The 17,609-nt window shown below is 43.8% G+C and carries 18 protein-coding genes; 8 read left to right on the top strand and 10 right to left on the bottom strand.

The annotated features are described in order from the left end of the window. Positions 1-317: Uma2 family endonuclease (locus tag PLH26_RS11375; protein WP_324586139.1), on the top strand; the 317-nt coding region annotated here is incomplete at its 5' end. A gap of 110 nt (positions 318-427) precedes the next feature. Here the strand turns inward: PLH26_RS11375 and PLH26_RS11370 are convergent. From PLH26_RS11370 to PLH26_RS11355, 4 genes are all read right to left on the bottom strand, one after another. Continuing rightward, positions 428-3,259 carry a M16 family metallopeptidase gene (locus PLH26_RS11370; protein WP_324586138.1) on the bottom strand — a complete coding sequence of 944 codons (2,832 nt, stop codon included), beginning with the start codon at positions 3,257-3,259 and terminating at the stop codon, positions 428-430. Positions 3,260-3,914: 655 nt separating this feature from the next. Then, positions 3,915-5,345, bottom strand: a complete 1,431-nt coding sequence (locus PLH26_RS11365) for a TolC family protein (protein WP_324586137.1) — start codon at positions 5,343-5,345, stop codon at positions 3,915-3,917. An 88-nt stretch (positions 5,346-5,433) separates the two neighbouring features. Continuing rightward, positions 5,434-6,096, bottom strand: a complete 663-nt coding sequence (locus tag PLH26_RS11360) for an ABC transporter ATP-binding protein (protein ID WP_324586136.1) — start codon at positions 6,094-6,096, stop codon at positions 5,434-5,436. Positions 6,097-6,400: 304 nt separating this feature from the next. Next, entirely contained in the window at positions 6,401-7,564 is a 1,164-nt protein-coding gene (locus PLH26_RS11355) for a L,D-transpeptidase family protein (RefSeq protein ID WP_324586135.1), read from the bottom strand. A gap of 416 nt (positions 7,565-7,980) precedes the next feature. Between PLH26_RS11355 and PLH26_RS11350 the strand changes: the two genes are divergently transcribed. Further along, complete coding sequence (locus PLH26_RS11350) at positions 7,981-9,105, top strand: 5-(carboxyamino)imidazole ribonucleotide synthase (RefSeq protein ID WP_324586134.1); 1,125 nt, start codon at positions 7,981-7,983, stop codon at positions 9,103-9,105. Between the two features lie 162 nt (positions 9,106-9,267). After that, positions 9,268-9,792 (top strand): 5-(carboxyamino)imidazole ribonucleotide mutase, encoded by a 525-nt coding sequence (gene purE / locus PLH26_RS11345; RefSeq protein WP_324586133.1) that lies wholly within the window; start codon positions 9,268-9,270, stop codon positions 9,790-9,792. A gap of 47 nt (positions 9,793-9,839) precedes the next feature. On the opposite strand, the gene PLH26_RS11340 is transcribed toward purE, so the two are convergent. The 5 genes from PLH26_RS11340 to PLH26_RS11320 all read right to left on the bottom strand — a co-directional run bounded on the left by PLH26_RS11340 (position 9,840) and on the right by PLH26_RS11320 (position 12,961). Continuing rightward, positions 9,840-10,292, bottom strand: coding sequence for an acyl-CoA thioesterase (locus PLH26_RS11340; RefSeq protein WP_324586132.1), 453 nt, complete (start codon positions 10,290-10,292; stop codon positions 9,840-9,842). A 43-nt stretch (positions 10,293-10,335) separates the two neighbouring features. Beyond that, the gene (locus PLH26_RS11335; protein WP_324586131.1) at positions 10,336-11,229 is read right to left on the bottom strand and encodes a hypothetical protein; all 894 of its coding nucleotides are present in this window, start codon (positions 11,227-11,229) and stop codon (positions 10,336-10,338) included. Between the two features lie 19 nt (positions 11,230-11,248). Then, positions 11,249-11,806, bottom strand: a complete 558-nt coding sequence (locus PLH26_RS11330) for an RNA polymerase sigma factor (protein ID WP_324586130.1) — start codon at positions 11,804-11,806, stop codon at positions 11,249-11,251. A gap of 67 nt (positions 11,807-11,873) precedes the next feature. Then, on the bottom strand, positions 11,874-12,452 hold the full coding sequence (rdgB, locus tag PLH26_RS11325) for an RdgB/HAM1 family non-canonical purine NTP pyrophosphatase (protein WP_324586129.1): 579 nt from the start codon (positions 12,450-12,452) through the stop codon (positions 11,874-11,876). An 11-nt stretch (positions 12,453-12,463) separates the two neighbouring features. Next, positions 12,464-12,961, bottom strand: a complete 498-nt coding sequence (locus PLH26_RS11320) for a hypothetical protein (protein WP_324586128.1) — start codon at positions 12,959-12,961, stop codon at positions 12,464-12,466. A gap of 66 nt (positions 12,962-13,027) precedes the next feature. On the opposite strand from PLH26_RS11320, the gene PLH26_RS11315 reads away from it, so the two are divergent. From PLH26_RS11315 to PLH26_RS11295, 5 genes are all read left to right on the top strand, one after another. Next, on the top strand, positions 13,028-14,092 hold the full coding sequence (locus tag PLH26_RS11315; protein WP_324586127.1) for a branched-chain amino acid aminotransferase: 1,065 nt from the start codon (positions 13,028-13,030) through the stop codon (positions 14,090-14,092). Positions 14,093-14,249: 157 nt separating this feature from the next. Then, entirely contained in the window at positions 14,250-14,720 is a 471-nt protein-coding gene (locus tag PLH26_RS11310; RefSeq protein WP_324586126.1) for a hypothetical protein, read from the top strand. Between the two features lie 90 nt (positions 14,721-14,810). Next, positions 14,811-15,191 (top strand): 30S ribosomal protein S12, encoded by a 381-nt coding sequence (gene rpsL, locus PLH26_RS11305; protein WP_324586125.1) that lies wholly within the window; start codon positions 14,811-14,813, stop codon positions 15,189-15,191. A gap of 41 nt (positions 15,192-15,232) precedes the next feature. After that, entirely contained in the window at positions 15,233-15,700 is a 468-nt protein-coding gene (rpsG, locus tag PLH26_RS11300; RefSeq protein ID WP_324586124.1) for a 30S ribosomal protein S7, read from the top strand. A gap of 98 nt (positions 15,701-15,798) precedes the next feature. Next, positions 15,799-16,506: a DUF2490 domain-containing protein gene (locus PLH26_RS11295; protein ID WP_324586123.1), complete on the top strand. Its 708-nt coding sequence runs from the start codon at positions 15,799-15,801 to the stop codon at positions 16,504-16,506. A gap of 6 nt (positions 16,507-16,512) precedes the next feature. Here PLH26_RS11295 and PLH26_RS11290 read toward each other — a convergent pair. Then, positions 16,513-17,609, bottom strand: a 1,097-nt coding sequence (locus tag PLH26_RS11290; protein ID WP_324586122.1) for an NAD(P)/FAD-dependent oxidoreductase, incomplete at its 5' end; no start/stop codon positions are given.

Here is a 17,609-nt window from a genome sequence, read left to right as displayed (position 1 = left end):
CAATTATCTGTCGCGATATAATCGAAGAAGAAAACGATGATTATGCCATTGAACCAACGGTGATCATTGAAATACTGTCGCCTTCCACCAAAGGCTATGACCGTGGTGAAAAGTTCCGGCTTTACCGTGATATTCTTACGCTTAAAGCATATATCCTTATTGATTCGGAAAGCATTGCCATTGAAGCTTTTCGCATAAATGCTTCCGGTCACTGGGAACTGGAGGAATACAGATCAGTAAATGAAGTACTGGCAATCCCCGTAGTTGATCTTACCATACCCCTGCAGGATATTTATGAAGGAACAAAACTACCGTAGCTTCATTTGGCTTTAAAGAAGAAGCTGTCTCAAAAGGCGGGTCTTAGTGGCAAAACATAACATAACTTTTGAGACAGCCCCAAATACTTTTCCTCCTCCGGGCAAATGTCTTACTTCATTTTTGCATCAGCGGGCATAAGGATGGCTGTATAATGATTTTTGCCGTTCAGTAACAGTCGTGCAGCTTCCTGTACATCTTTGGTGGTTAATTTATCGATATACTGCTCAAAATGAATAAAGCGGTCAATGTTTTTGCCTTCTGTTTTTGCCGCTAACAGGTGGCTGGACCAGGGACCGTTCTCTTTCATCTCCTGCTTGTGCGATTCACGCCATTGCTGCTTCACTTTATTGAGGTTTTGCTCGCTCGGCCCGTTCTTAATAATGGCATTTATTTCGTTTTGCATGGCTTTCAGGAGTGTGTCTGCCTTTTCCGGGCCGCAGGGCAACTGCACCACCAACTGAAAAGAAGGATAAGGCGCTTTGTTCAGTCCTCCATAAATACCACCGCCATAAATACCCTGTACCTTTTCTCTTAACTCTTCGATAATGCGGATATTGAGCACTTCAGTGAGGGCGCTGGCTTTTAGCGCAAGATCTTCATTGTACGGAATGTCGCCGTAATAAAAAGACAGGATCAGGCTTTTTTGCTCTTCGCCCTTATAAACCGTTAGTTCTTTCTTTCCTCTTATCGGTCTTACTTTCTGATCAACATAATTGTTTTTTCTGCCAGTTGCCGGCAAGCCTGCGATATAGGTTTCAATTAGCGGAATGATCTGCTCTTCCTTAAAATTACCGGTAAAAACGAAGTGTAAGCCCCCGGCGTCTCCCAGGCGTTGCTTGTAAATAGCCAAAGCCCTGTCTGCCTGTATGCTGTCGAAATAAGCTGCCTTTGGCACATGAATAGGCGCCAGCGGGTTATTGTTATAAAAAACCCTGAAGGCTGTATCAATAAACGAAGCCTGGGGATTGGCGCTTAATAGAGCCAGCTGCGATTTGTTTTTTTGTATAAAAGACCTGAACAACCCGCTGTCTTTGCGGGGTTCCGTTAATTTGAGGTATGCCAGTTGAAACATCGTTTCCAGGTCTTTTACTGTTGAGCTGCCATTGATGCCTTCGGTAGTGGCGCCAATGAACGGGTTTGCCGATACGGGTTTACCGGATAATGCCTTTTGCAGGTCTGTGGGTGAGAAGCTGCCATAACCCATGGCATTTACTACCTGCAAAGCATAAGCAGCATTGTATTTATCGGTCCGTCCATAGTTACTTGTTCCTCCGTACCGGGATGCCGTCATCAGTATCTCGTCATTTTTGAAATCGGTAGGCTTGAGGGTAACGCTAACACCGTTTGATAAGGTGAGTTCGATTGTGCCCGTAAGCGCATTGTTTTTTTTGCCGGTTACTTTTCCTGCTTTAGGTAATACAGCCAGCAATTCAGTGGCTATCACCTTTTCTTCGTAAGGTTTTACCTCCGCTTTTTCTGCAAGCGCTACTGTTTGTAAAAGTGCGTCGGGAGAAGGCAATTGTACTCCTTCCTTCTGCGGTCCCATAATAAACGCAAATACATTCTGATCCCCCTTTAAAATGTTGGCAACAGCATTCACATCTTCAAGACCGATGGCCGGTAAAAAATCCTTCGCCATCTTATATTCTGCAGCAATACCGGGAATGGGGGCGCCCTGCAGGTAATGCTGAATATATTCTTCTACAAAATCGGATGATTCTCTTTTGTCCCGGTCGTTATAGCTTTTTTCATAAGCAGCCAGCATATTTTTTTTTGCTCTTTCCAGTTCCGGCGCCGTAAACCCAAATCGTTTAACTTTCTCCAGCTCTTCCAGGGCTGCCTGCAAAGCGCTGGTAGGTTCCCTGTCGCCCGAAACTGCATACAGCTCAAAATTTTCATATCCTCTGGCAATGCCACTGAACGAACCCCCACCGTATACAAAGGGCGGATTCGCCTGTTGGGTAAGCTCCTGCATGCGTTTGTTCAGCATGGTCACGAACAGGTCTTTTACCAGCTCTTTTTTATAGTCGTTGTAAGTAACGGTTGTGTCTGATTTGTAAGCGGGATATTCAACGATCGCCTGGAAACTGGTAGCTTCTTTATCGGTAACTACTATTGCATCATCTTTTGTATATGCAGGCAGAGGGGGTTGCACACGCGGGCGTGTTCCGGGGGGATTGGTCAGTCCGCCGAAATGTTTTTTTATCAGCGCCAGGGCATTTTCTTTTGTAATGTCCCCTACAACAATTACAGCCATCAGTTCGGGCCGGTACCATTCCTTATAAAACCGGCGTATGGCATCGTGTTTAAAATTTTTAATAATGCTGTCTTTGCCTATGGGCAAACGTTCAGCGTATAACGACCCGATCAGTAGCTTGGGCAATATCTTTTTGAACATCCTTTCTCCGGCTCCTTTTCCCAAACGGCTTTCTTCCAGAATGATCGCACGTTCATTGTCTATGTCTTCGTCTAAGTAGGTTACATTATGCGCCCAGTCTTCCAGCACGCTGAATCCTTTCTCCAGGTTCCCGGGCTTATCGGTAGGAATGGGTAAAATGTATATCGTCTGGTCAAAATAGGTGGACGCGTTAAGATCGCTTCCGAAGCCAACGCCTATTTCCTGGAGAAAGGAGATGATCTCATTTTTTTTAAAATTTTTGGTGCCGTTAAAAGCCATATGCTCAGCCATATGCGCCAGTCCGAGCTGGTCATCGTCTTCATTAATGGAACCTGCATTAAGCACCAGCCTGAGCTCTACTTTTTGTTCGGGCTTGTTATTGGGGCGGATATAATAGGTTAGCCCGTTCGCCAGTTTGCCAATGGTAACGGCCGTGTCAACCGGAAGCCTGGCCGAAGGGCTAATCTGGGCCTGAACAAATACAATGTTTATAGAAAGTAGAAAAAACAGGAAAGTGTTTTTCACTATAGTGTTGTTGTGCATAACAATTGTATTATTTGCTGTAAATGTATAATAAATAAGAGAAAGTTTTTGGCTTAGCCTTAGCCAAAGAGGTGCTGCAGGATTTCTCCTTTTGTTTTATCGAAATGCTGCACTACGTCGTTGATAATGGAAGGATTTTGAGTGGATCATGATTGGGGATAGTAATATGGAGCTCACCATTTTTGCCGGTCGTTAAGCGTATATGACTGGCGGTTTGCCTGCTTATGGGGTATCACTATGGTTTTAAAGTACTTCACGAGGTCCGGCCTGCTAAGGTCGCGGGAAATTTTCATGCAGCAATAACTTCTTCTTTAACAATATGTAAGCGGATAATCCTTTTCTTTCCATTCTCATAATGGTAGCGTACAGCACGCTGCCACAGCACTTCTTAAGGCTTCCATCGTATTACCCTTGTGTATAAACAGATACGCCCAATCCCCCGGCTGTATAACCTCCTTCAGGGCTCTCCTCTACCATAAAGATAACTTCTTCCGTGCAGGTATATTTCTTAACAAACGTACGTGAAATTTTTCATTCATAAAACCTGCCCGTTCCGGCAAGCGGGTACACAAAGGATGAAGGGAAAATTTTATGGGAGTCCCCGTCCGTATCTCAAAATTCAGCATATTTCACCATGGGAGGAACATACTGCCAGCTATAATGCCAGCCTGCCCTGATAAAAATCCAGTATCCGGGTGCGGAAAATATATTCGTACCAGGTTTGTGTGAGATTGAGTCTGGCCCTGTCGTAATTGTTTTTAGTGAGCAGGTATTCCGTGGAAACAATAGTACCCAGGTTGAAACGGATCTCTGCCGAACGGAATGATTCTTTGTACTGGATAACCTGCTCCTGCAGCACTTTGTAACGTTCATAGGCAGATGCCATGTCCTGGTATGCTTTTTCTATACTTTGTTTCAGGATAAGTTTGGTGTTCTCGGCTTGGTATACGGCATTTTTTGCGCTGAGCTTTGCTTTTTTTACACTGGTGGCTACCTGCAGGTTATTAAAGATGGGAATGCTGAGGCTAAGTCCGATATAACTTCCGAGGTTGTTTTTGAACTGGCTGTTGTACGATATTTTTTGCGCTGTATAATTTTGTTGTTGCTCCAGTACCGGATTTTTGATATTGTCAATGAGTACATATTGTCCTGTATTTACTTCAGAAACCGTGGTTGGTACCGACCGCGCAGAGACGCTGGAAAAGTTCGTATTGAGATTACCATTGAGCCTTAAGTAAGGATAGTATCCCCCTTTTGCCACCTGCACGCCTTTTGCCGTGCTTTTTACTCTGAGGTCGGCCGCTTTGACCTGCGCAAGGTTTTGCAGGGAAGCAGCGTATATTTCGGCGGGGGTGTTTGGATACATTTCCAGCAATTCTCCTTCAGGCAGCCTCTCCAGTTGCATGTCTTTGTTATAGGGAATATTCATAAGCTGACTGAGCTCCAGTTTGGCAGCCTGCAATGCATTGTAGTTATTGATGGCAGCCAGTTCATCGCCCGATAGCTGACCCTTCATGTCAGACAGCATATAGCTGCCCACGGCGCCTTCGTTTACCATAACCGTTAGCCGTTCTACCTGTTTACGGGTTATTTCGGCCTGTTCCGACATGATCTTCCAGGTGTCTTCATTGTTCAGCGCTGTTAAATAGGCAAGTATTACATCCAGTGTAAGTTTGTCTTTGGATTGCTGCCATTCCATTTCGCTGGCATGATAGGCATATCCGGTTTGACGGATAAGGTTTTGTAACTGCAGGCCGCCGAACAAAGTGAGCCCTGCGTTTAAACCGGCACCCGAAGAAGAGAAGCGCTGATCAATATAGCCGTTGGTAAAAGGATCAATAGCGCGTCCCTGGTTCCAGCCATAACCCCAGTTCCCGTTCAGATCGGGAAGCAAATTGGCTTTGGACTTTTGCCAGTCGGCTCTTGCCGATTGCATAAGCAGCTCATTTTGTTTTACGGGTATATTATTGTTCAGTGCAGTTTCCACACATTGTTTCAATGAAAATGATCCGTTCTGGGAATGAACGTTTATCCACGTAATGCATGTCAATAATCCTGTACCTGCTATATATACGAGCTTCCGCATTGCACAATTGTTTTTTATTTCAGCGGCTTTTATCCCTGCTGTTTAATGTGTTGGTATTTCTTTATGATCTTAAATCTCAAATCTCAAATCAAACTATTCTTCCATCCAATAGGTTGATGATCCGGGAGCCGTATCCTGCATTTTTTTCGGAATGGGTTACCTGTATAATGGTTACGCCTTCCTCCTCGTTCAGCTTTTTGAACAGATCCATTATTTCTTCACCCTGTTTGGAATTGAGGTTGCCGGTGGGTTCATCGGCCAGCAGCAGGCTTGGGTTGGCCACCAATGCCCGGGCAATGCCTACCAGTTGTTGCTGACCTCCCGAAAGCTGTGTGGGGAAAAGATCTTTTTTGCCCACTATCCGGAAACGATCCAGCACATCAGCAACGATGGCTTTGCGTTCAGATGATTTCATGTTCTGGTAAATGAGTGGTGTTTCAATGTTTTCATAAACCGTCAGCTCATCAATGAGATGATAAGCCTGGAAAACAAAACCAATGTATTTTTTATAAAGCTGCGACCGTTGCTTTTCTTTCAGCAGATGCACTGCATCCCCCATAAAATAGTGGTAACCTTCGGAAGGGTCATCAAGCATGCCTATAATATTCAGCAGGGTAGACTTGCCGGAGCCCGAAGGACCCATTATGGAAATAAATTCGCCCTGGTTTACTTTAAGGTTGATGTCTTTGAGAATATAAGTTTTCTGACCACCGGCATTAACCGATTTTGCAATGTTTGTAAGTTCTATCATCGTATCATTTTTTAATGAACCGGGTGTAATGGATAAACTGCCTATATATAGATATGCCTGTACGCTTCTGATTGCGCATTTACTCACCACACTCAACTCCTGAGTGCATAAAATTAATGCCATGAATTAAAGAGGTTGAAAATCAACTTATTGCAAAGCATCGGCATGCGGTAGCTGTACGGTTTTGATACACCTGAAGTATGATTATGATACAGGAGGGCTAAAGGTTGCAGGTTACAGTTTCGGGTTACAGGGTTGAAGTTGCGCAGGTCCGAGGTCAGTACGTGTCCTGCCTTGTAACAGGTTACGACCCCGGGGTGGCCTCAATAACCATGGTTTGCTTTAATCGGAAAGCTACGGGTTGTTCCTGGCGTATGGCGGGTTTCCAGGTTGGCATATTTTCAAATTTTTTCTCAACCACTTCGTTTATGTCGTAGTTGCCACCTTTTACCACACGGGCATATACAGGTTTACCTTCTTTATCAATGATATAATCAACAACAAGATACGCGGCTCTTTGCCCTTCATCTAAAAGCGATGCAAGCTCTCTTCCCGTTTCATCAAGAAAACTTTGAAAGGCCTTAAGCCCCCCCGGATAGACAGGTTGATTATTCACCACTTTTGCCAGTTCACTTTCGGGTATCGGTATCTTCTTTTCCGGTAAGGTCCTTTGTACCTTATCAACCTTTTTTTCAGCAGGCGCTACGTTTTCTACAAGATAATCTCCCTTAGCATTAACCATCACTACAGGTACCTGTTTGTATTTTTCAAAATAATTATAAGCCGCTTCCAGGTTATCGGTAAGCGTTTTGTAATTGCGGTAAATTTTCAGGAACCGTTCCAGATAGCTTACGCTTCGCGGATTGTTGAATTGTATGGGAAATATGTGTACGGGTATATAGTCCTGTCCCATGGCGCGGGCATAGCTGGTAATTACATATAAATCTTCAATTTGATCGTTGGTAATGGGTATACAGCCTTCCGTTACACATGATCCGTGAATATAAATATCACCACCCGGATACAGGGAGTCACTCAGCATCCTGTCTGACGAATTGGGATAATTCAGTCCCAGCGACAGGTGGTAGGTACTGTTGGGTTTAAATTCATTGATGTAATAAAATCCTTCCGGTACCTGGTAGTCGCCCGACATTCTTTTGGGGCCCAGGGAGCCTGCCATTGCGCATATTTTAAAGGTTTTAAACAGCTTGAACGATTCGCTGGTGCTGTTTTTTACCCACACTTCCAACTGGCTGTCGTATTTGAATGAGCGGATATAAATATATTTTGCAGGCCATTTCAGTCCCTTTGCTTCAAATTGTTTGCGCAGGGTATCTTCTTTCCGGCGGAATACATCGGCAACCTTGGCAAACGATTTTTGGTAATCAACGAATGAATTTTGCCCGCTTACCGGGCCGAAAAAAAAGAACACAATGAATATTGCAAGAATGGATTTCAGTTTATTCATTTAATATTGATTGTAGCGTAAGAGAGACTGTTATCCCATGATAATTTTCCGGTCATCCCTTGTTATTTGCAAATATCATGCTTATTACAATACGATACTATAAATTTCTCTTTTGATGTTCTTCGTTTTTGATATCTTTCCAATTGCCGGTGTATGTTGTTTGCAGACTTGTTTAAAAGCATAAGTCATTTTCCTGTGACTGTTTACCTGTTTAAAAACACCAGCCTTCTTTAACGGTAAAATGCAGTCATCTATTTTACTGCCGCCTGTTAAAACTTAATGGTGAAAAACTGAAATGATTGTTAAGGATCCGGCATATTTTTATGAAAAAATTGCTGTAATATGCCAGTCTCTGATTCATTTCAGCCTTCATTTCCATCTGTTTATTATCTTCACGCCTTATTTGAATAACACATATGCTGAAAGTTGGAATTTTAGGCGGCGGCCAGTTGGGCAGAATGTTGTTGCAGGCGGCCGCTAACTATCCTGTTGAAACCTATGTGATGGAGAGCGATGAAGGTTGTCCTGCGGCTCATCTCTGTCATCATTTTGTTAAAGGAGATATACGGGAGTATGAGGATGTGTATCAATTCGGGAAAGGTTTGGATGCTGTTACCATTGAAATTGAATCCGTTAATGACGATGCCCTGGCGGCTCTTGAAACGGAGGGCGTAAAAGTTTATCCCCGCACGGCGGCGCTGCGGATCATAAAAAGTAAGATCAGGCAAAAGCAATTTTACGCATCGCATGATATTTCTTCGGCAGCATTTGTTGTTACACAATCTTTGAAGGACCTGGCACAGCATACGGATTTTTTGCCGGCTGTGCATAAGCTGAGCGCAGGAGGCTATGATGGCAGGGGTGTTCAGGTTATTGCATCCGGAGAAGATATGGGTAAGGGATTTGATGCGCCTGCCGTACTGGAAAAAAAAATCAATATCCATAAAGAAATTGCACAGATCGTTGCCGTTAACAACAAAGGCCAAACAGCCCTGTATCCGCCGGTGGATATGGTTTTCAATCCTCAGCTGAACCTGCTGGATTACCAGATAAGCCCTGCCGAGCTTACCGAAACTATTTTGTGGAAGGTGGAAGCTATTGCGCTTAAAGTAGTGAAAGAATTAAAAAGCGCAGGTATTTTTGCTGTAGAGCTGTTTATTGATAAAGCGGGGGATGTTTATGTAAATGAAACGGCGCCGAGAGTGCACAACAGCGGGCATCATACCATAGAAGGAAATTACAGTTCACAGTTTGATATGCTCTGGCGTATTATTTTAGATTATCCCCTGGGCAATACCGCGCCGATCCTTCCCGCAGCTATTGTAAATGTGCTGGGTGAAGAAAACCACCGCGGGATAGCAAAGTACGAAGGATTGGAAGATGTGCTGCAAATGGACAATGTATTCGTGCATATCTATGGAAAAAAAGAAACAAAGCCCGGCAGAAAGATGGGGCATGTTACTGTTTTAAGTACCGACAGAAACGACCTCACCTATAAGCAAAGCCGGATCAGGCAGGTGTTGAAGGTGGTAAGTGAGTAGTGAGTAGTGAGTAGTGAGAAGTGAGAAGTGAGAAGTGAAATGTGAATAGTGAGTAGTGAGAAGTGAGAAGTGAGAAGCCGGCTTATCGTTAGCGTACCTGAGCTGATAGCTGACCGCTGAATGCTGACAGCTCATACCTCAAGCCTAAAAAATCTGAGCAATATGTCATCCATACAACCACTTGTAGGTATTATTATGGGCAGCAACAGCGACCTGGCTGTAATGCAGGATGCTGCTACCATTTTAAAAGATTTTGATATACCATTTGAGCTTACGGTGGTATCGGCACACCGCACCCCTGTGCGCATGATGGATTATGCTTCAAAGGCAAAAGAAAGAGGGCTGAAAGTTATTATTGCGGGGGCAGGCGGTGCTGCACACCTGCCCGGCATGGTGGCATCCCTTACAACGTTGCCGGTTATTGGCGTTCCGGTCAAGTCTTCCAATTCTATTGACGGGTGGGATTCCGTTTTGTCTATTTTACAAATGCCCAACGGTATACCGGTGGCTACAGTAGCTTTGAACGCTTCTAAAAATGCCGGCATACTTGCCGCCACTATACTCGGCGCCTTTGATCATGCAATTGGCGTTAAAGTGGCGGCATATAAAAAGAATATGGAAGCCGAAGTGCTTAAAAAAGCAGGGAAATTAAAAGGGGAGGGCTGGAGAAATGAATTTGATCATTGATTTTGGAATGCGCCCGGTTGTATAAGTTAAATTAAATACTTTATTTTTTACTGTAGCTCCCTCAATTCAATTGTCAATAGCTTTTTTCTTGCTTCTTCCGGAACAGATGTTATTTTTTTACTGTTGTAATCAAAACATACCATACCTGTTTTAGCGGCGGCAACTGTGATATCCTTCCCGTTTCTGTGGGTATTTAGTTTGTAAACGATGTCGAAACTCACTCTTTCAAACGCCGTTGCTGTTACGGCTACATCTGCCACATCTCCATAAAACAATTCCTTTTTAAATTCAATAGCCACATCATTCATAATAAGACCAACGCCTGCAAAATCCTTTTCATTGTAAGCATACTGTTGCAAAAATTGTATCCTCGCTTCATGGATCATTGCAAGGATGCTGTCATTGCCGGCATGCCCGCCGTAATTGATATCGGTTATGCGAACGGGTATTTTAGTGGAAAAAGAAAAGTGCCCCGGCAGTTCAAGCTTTATCCTCGGCATGTTTTATTTTTTGAACAAATATAAACACGGAAATGAAGCAGGCCTATTTGTTATCGTGCTGTTGCAGCAGCTTCATCAGCTCGGCTATATCCATAAAGTTTTCAGCGGAGGGAATGAAAGTGGAATGACCTACTTCTTCCTTCCATTCTTTAAACTGATTTCGCCAGTACCGGCTTTCCCTGAGAATAACATCGAGCAATTCTTCATTGCTGCTGCCGTTCAGGTATTGAATGGTATTTCTGAATTTGGAAGAAACCCTTACCGATTGTCCATTGGGCCCTGTCATTAAAAAATAACTGTTGGGTAAATCGAGCAAGCTTACATCTTCCTTTACCTCTCCTTTTAAATTACGGATGCGTTTGGCTGCAGTCTGGTACAGATCGTAACGGTCGGTGATAGCCGTATTGTCATCCGGTACTGATGAAACAGGCGGAGCACTATAGGTTTTGTCTTCGCTGTAAAACCCGGTTACAGCATTGGCATTGGTTTCGTGTTTTTTGCGTGTAATGTGCGAAGCGATCATAGACTTAACGGTTACCGGAACACTGGTGTTATCTTCGTTTTTGGCAACAGGCTGGTTAGTTTGATTATTATAAGTTGAAGTTGTATCAGGGGCTGTTTTTTTATCCGCTGTAGTTTTGCTATTATCGCTGCCGGCTATAAAGTAATTAACGGTAAAAAAGGATATCCCGATAAGCGCTGCTGCTGCGGCTATGCGAAATACTTTTTTTATGTTGAAGCTTTTTCGGTTTGCAGCAGACGGGACATCAAGGGAATGTTGAATGAGTTTCCAACTGTTATCCGGCGGATCAATTTCCGCATGGTATAGCCTGTTTTTAAATTCTAAGAATTCATTATCGAGGTCATGCACTACCCTTGCCCACACTTGATCCGGTGGGTTGACTTCATGATTGTATAGTTCATTTTTCCATTTCATGATCAGGGTCAGGATAATACTATGGTGATGTTTTTTTTGTTTTAATGATATTCTGCAGCACCCCCTTCGCTCTTGCCAGTTGCGATTTGCTCGTTCCCTCGCTGATGCCAATCATTTCCGCTATCTCTTTGTGCGAATAGCCTTCAATTACATACAGGTTAAACACTGTTCTGTAGCCCGGAGACAACTGCTGGATGATCTTCATCAGGTCCTTTACGCTTAAACTGTCAAACGCAGACAACTCTTTTGTCTCCAGCATGTTCTCATGATTTTCTGTAACCGGGTACAGGTTAGCCTGCCTGCGATAATGTTCAATTGCCGTATTTACAAAGATCCTTCTTACCCAGCCTTCAAACGAACCCTCGCCCCTGTACATACGAAAATTTTTGAAAATTTTCACAAATCCATCCTGTAAAATATCCTGGGCATCTTCTGCTTTGCCGGCATAACGAAGGCAAACGCCGTACATTTTGGGTGAAAACCTTTGATACAAGAACTCCTGAGCCCGGCGATCTCCCTCCAGGCAACCTTTAATTAAGTCGCTTTCACTCATGGTATGGTTGCTTTGCACAGACATTTAATCGTATAAAGATCGATTTGCTCCTATCCTGTTTTGTTTTAATGTGTTCAACCTGGTAGTGCGGTTATTGCGTAATTAAAAACTGAATCAATTGTTCCATTGCCTTCTTTCTATGGCTGTACTGGTTCTTTTCCGGTAAAGACATTTCGGCAAAGGTGCGGCTGGCATTATGCGGTATAAATACGGGGTCATAGCCGAAGCCTTTTTCTCCACGCGGTTGAACGGTAATGCTGCCTTCGCAAATGCCTTCAAACTGGTGCTCAGCACCATTGAGTATTAACGAAATAACAGTTCTGAACCTGGCAGTTCTGTCTGTTTTGCCTTTTAATTGATCCAGCAGCTTTTCAATGTTTGCCGCAAAATCTCTTTCCTCTCCTGCATATCTTGCACTTTTAACGCCCGGTTCACCATTCAGCGTATTGGTTTCCAGTCCTGTATCTTCCCCAAAACAGCTTATCCCGGTTAAATGATAAACAGTAGCAGCTTTCTTGCGTGCATTCTCTTCCAGTGTATCAAAGGGTTCCGGAATATCCATATCTATGCCTGCCTCTTTAAGGGTTGTTATAGTGAACCGCCCTTCAAGTACAGAACGGATCTCTTCTGCCTTATGGGTGTTATTGGTAGCGAAAATAAGTTTTTGCATTGGAATTGCATTTAAAGTTGAAAAATGGACTTTAACCCTGCCCATAACCGGGTTTTAAGCGACTTGTCTTCCTCAATACTGTTTAAATCCGGCGCGCATAAATAAACAACGTTGTTATATGGCTGCACCTGGAAATGAGGAAAATGAATGGGTAAACCTATTTCCCGGGGTGATACACCAAAAAGAAGCTGGATCCTGGGTTGGGTTATGCTGTTGAGTTCAATGTAATTATGGTTTGTATATTGATTTATGTTAATAACTGCTACGTCCGCCATGTTCAATTTACAGGCATTTAATACGCCGGTTAAAAAGGCAAATGATCTGTCGGAAAGATAAGTGGCATCACTCACGTTAACCAGGATGGTGATTTGTTTTTGATTGGAGCCCAGGAATTTTAAACCGGTTGTAGTTGAGGTGGGAGCACCTGCTGTATTTTGTAAACCGGCAAGCGGGGCTGTATACAGGTTTGCTATCAGGGTTTCCGGTAATTTTACATTTTTCAGGCTCATACAAATTTACAAGTGGTCTTCCGGCCACGAAGTTTTTTCGTTTCTTTGCAACAAAAATAGTGTTTTATGATTGCCGCTATGGATATTCAGGTTACAAAAACAGAAAGAAGCAAGCTGCAGGATATTGATCTGGAAAACCTGCCTTTTGGAAAATATTTTACGGATCATATGCTGGAAGCAGAATATGAGAACGGTAAGTGGACAAATGTAGAGGTCAGGCCTTACCAGCCTTTATTGCTGGAGCCTTCATTGGCGGCATTGCATTACGGGCAGGCTATTTTTGAAGGCATTAAAGCCTATAAAGACGAGGAAGGCAATGCATTCATATTCAGGCCTTTTGACAATTTCAGGCGATTTAATATATCTGCTGAGAGGATGAATATGCCTGAAGTGCCTGAAGAGATTTTTATTGAAGGCATGCGCCGCCTCATTGAACTGGATCAAAAATGGATACCTGCTAAAAAGGATCATTCCCTGTATATCAGGCCCTTTATGTTTTCTACCGATGCTATGCTGGGAGTGCGCCCTTCCCAAACATACAAGTTCCTGATTATTTTAAGTCCCGCCGGGCCCTATTTCCCCAAACCCATGAACATACTGGTAGAAGAAAAGTACACCCGGGCAGCCCCGGGCGGCGTTGGCTTTGCAAAAAATGCCGGGAATTATGGCGGCAGCCTGATTGCTGCAACAGAAGCACAGAAGCAGGGCTATGATCAGGTATTATGGACAGATGCTTTTGAACACAAATGGTTGCAGGAAGTAGGCATGATGAATGTATTTTTTGTTATTGACCATACCGCGGTAACGCCTTCCCTGGAAGAAGAGACAATACTGGATGGCGTAACACGTAAAAGTGTAATTGTTATTTTAAAAGAAATGGGTGTTCCGGTGGAGGAGCGGCGCATTAATATTGACGAGGTAATTAAAGCACATAGGGAGGGAAGATTACAGGAAGTATTTGGTACCGGAACGGCCGCCACCATAGCTATGATACAAAAGGTAAAATATAAGGATGATGTGATGGAATTCAGTGAAAAGGACTGGACGCTGAGTGCGGAAATAAAGAAAAAGCTTGATGCCATCCGCCAGGGAAAATCGCCCGATACCCATCACTGGATGTTCCCTGTGTAAAGCTGAGGAAAAAAAGCCCCGCAACATACAAAAGCCATGTAACGAATGGCTTTTTTTTATGCAGCATATCCAGGTCAGTGCTTTCTTTTACAGTTAATTATGATATAAATAATGAGTCTGGTACGAAATTGTAGCTATAGGTGCCAAACGACATATTATGATAAAGCAATTCACTGGCCGGAAAGTTTGGGTACTGTTTTTTATTTCTTTGGCGGGGCTGTTTTGGGGATGTGCTAAAGATAGCGACAATGACCCTGACCCGCAGCTCGACTTCAGGGAGTATAAGCTATTTAATTATTCCAGTGGCGGTGAGGCGGAAGCGGGTAGTTTTCGCATTGACCAGCTAAGGGACGGGAATGCCAGATTAACGATTTCTTTGAACGAATCTTACCGGCAGGAAGGAATTTCTTTTGATGCTGTGATCAACACCAGGGATGAAGCCGATAATGAGCTGGTGTTTGCGTATCTGGGTACTGTTGACGGAAAATCGGGTAAACTGGTTATAAACCCGGTTATGAGCAGCGGGTCTAATCTCCCGGTAAAATACAGCGACCTGATCAACAAATCGGGGTTTTATGTAAAAGTAATGAACGGCGCCAATGTGCAGGCAACCGGCGAAATCAAATAGCCGGCGGAGTTTTTAATAATTTGAACTTATAAATTTTGGTATTTCCCAACAAGCCGCTTACCTTTGCCCTCCCAAAAATCAAAGGTTAGAATGCCTACAATACAACAATTAGTTAGAAAAGGTAGAGAAATCATCAGGGCAAAGAGCAAGTCAAGGGCTTTGGATAGCTGTCCGCAGCGTCGTGGTGTTTGTACGCGTGTATATACCACTACTCCCAAAAAACCCAATTCCGCTTTGCGTAAAGTTGCCAAAGTGCGGTTAACCAATAAGGTGGAAGTGATTGCCTACATCCCCGGCGAAGGGCATAATTTACAGGAGCACTCTATTGTATTGATCAGGGGAGGTCGTGTAAAGGATTTACCCGGTGTTCGTTACCATATCGTAAGAGGCAGCCTGGATACTGCGGGTGTGAAGGATCGCAAACAAAGCCGCTCCAAGTATGGTACCAAAAGAGAAAAAACCAAAAAATAGCCGCAGGCAATAAATTAATTGAGCAATAATATTTAACCAAGATGCGTAAAGCACAAGCCAAAAAATTACCATTAGCACCCGACCCCAGGTTTAACGACAAACTGGTTACCCGTTTTGTAAATAACCTGATGTGGGGTGGAAAAAAAAGCACTGCTTACGATATTTTCTATAACGCCATTGACCGCGTTTCAAAGATCTCGGGCGAAAACGGGTATGAAATATGGAAACGTGCATTGAATAATGTTACGCCTGGTGTGGAAGTGCGCAGCCGCAGAATTGGTGGCGCAACTTTTCAGATTCCGGCAGAAGTTCGCCCCGACCGTAAAATATCACTTAGCATCAAGTGGCTTATCCGCTATAGCCGCGACAGGAACGGGAAAACAATGGCAGATAAACTGGCCAATGAGATCATAGCCGCAAGCAAAGGTGAGGGCGCTGCTTTTAAAAAGAAAGAAGATACACACCGCATGGCCGATGCCAACAAAGCATTCGCCCATTTCAGAATATAAGATCATTTTTAATAATTTTATGCCCTGCTGTTCATTTTGCGGCAGGGTTTTTATTTATTTCTCTATACCACGCATCGCGGTTTTGTAAATTTCCCGGTATGAAATTAAAGGTCACAATAGTTGTCTTGCTTCTCTCTCAATTTGTTTTTGCTCAGGATAAAGATCTGGGTTCCTGGCATGTGGTAAATGCGCAATTGAGCTTAAACGATAAGTGGGAGGCTTTTACAGAATTGCAGACGAGATCGAACAGGTTTTTTGACGATTTTTTTTATTACGAGATCAAAGGTGGCGTTAGCTATAGCATCAACAGTAATTTTTCAGTGCTGGTGGGCGTGGGCAGGTACGCCACTTATGCCGGAGAGGGTAATTTTGTTAAACCTTTCGGTAATGAGGAATTCCGGATATGGCAGCAGCTTACCATGAACCAGTACCTTGACCGCCTGAAAATTGAACACCGCTACCGTGCAGAACAAAAATGGATGACCGACGGTTACCGTAATCGTTTCCGTTACCGGTTGAATGCCATGCTGCCTCTGAATGGCGCCAGGCTGGTGCCCGGAACATTGTATTTGAATGCATACGATGAGGTTTTTCTCAATAACAAGGTGCCTCATTTTGAACGCAACAGGTTTTTTGCGGGGGCAGGCTATATCTTAACTCCTGTAACCACTGTTCAGGCAGGGTATGTAAACCAGTATAATTATACCCTCAACAAGCGGGGCGGCAAAAACTTCCTGCAGTTTTCACTCATGTTGCAATTTGAGTATGACGAAGAGCGGGAAAGGATCCCTCATTTAATGGATTAAAGCCGGTTATTCTTTTTTCAACGGTCTTATGATCATCCTCAACGCCTGGTCTTTTGTAAAATAGGCTATCATCCAGTTATAGAGGGTGGTTATTTTATTGCGGTACGTTATCAACGAGGTGAGGTGAATGAACAACCACAGGAACCAGGCTATAAATCCTTTAAAATGCAGCCCGGGCCCGGGTATATCCGCAACTGCTTTATTTCGGCCTATAATAGCCATCGTGCCTTTGTCGGCATAGCGGAATGAACGGAGTTCTTTTTGTTCTGCCATTCTTATAAAATTAAGGGCTACGTTTTTCCCCTGTTGCAAAGCTACCTGAGCTACCTGGGGATGTCCCTGCGGGAAACCCGGGTCGCTGGTTTGCAGGCATGTATCGCCAATGGCATATATATTAGCTGTGTCCTGTACCTTGTTGAATTCATCGGTTAAAAGCCGTTTGCCTCTTCCGTAAGCGCTGGCAGGAATGCCATCCACGGTTTTAGCGGAAACGCCTGCGGCCCAGATCAGCGTTTTGGTTTGAATATGCTCCCCGTTCGACAGGATAACCGTATCATCCGCATAATCTTTTACCTGTATGTTCAGCTTGATCTCTACTCCTAATTTTGATAAAGCGCTATAGGTATCTTTTTGAGATTGTTGACTCATAGGCGATAACAACTGGGCGCTCCCGTCTATCAGATAAATATGGCTTTGATCTTTGGCCCCCCTGAATTCGGGATAATCTTTCCGGATAATAAATTTTCTCATCTCGGCCAGCATACCTGATACTTCCACCCCGGTTGGTCCGCCGCCGGCAATAACAATGGTAAGCAATTTCTCTCTTTCTGCTTTATCGGCGGTAACCGTAGCTATTTCCAATTGCTGCAACAGGTAGTTGCGCATTTCCAGCGCATCATTAACTGTTTTCATGGGGATAGCATTCCTCTTCACATTTTCCAGTCCGAAATAATTGCTTTCGGTGCCGGTAGCCAATACCAGGTAATCGTATTCAAGCTCACCCGATGACAGCACCACTTTGTTTTGTTCGGGGACCACTTTCAGCAATTCGCCCATCCTGAACCTGATGTTTCTTTTATCCTGGAACATTTTGCGGAACGGGT

The organism is Agriterribacter sp. (assembly GCF_035444585.1).
Taxonomy (GTDB): Bacteria; Bacteroidota; Bacteroidia; order Chitinophagales; family Chitinophagaceae; genus Agriterribacter.
The sequence above is the reverse complement of the archived record's forward strand: the minus strand, read 5'-3'. Positions and strand labels throughout refer to the sequence as shown.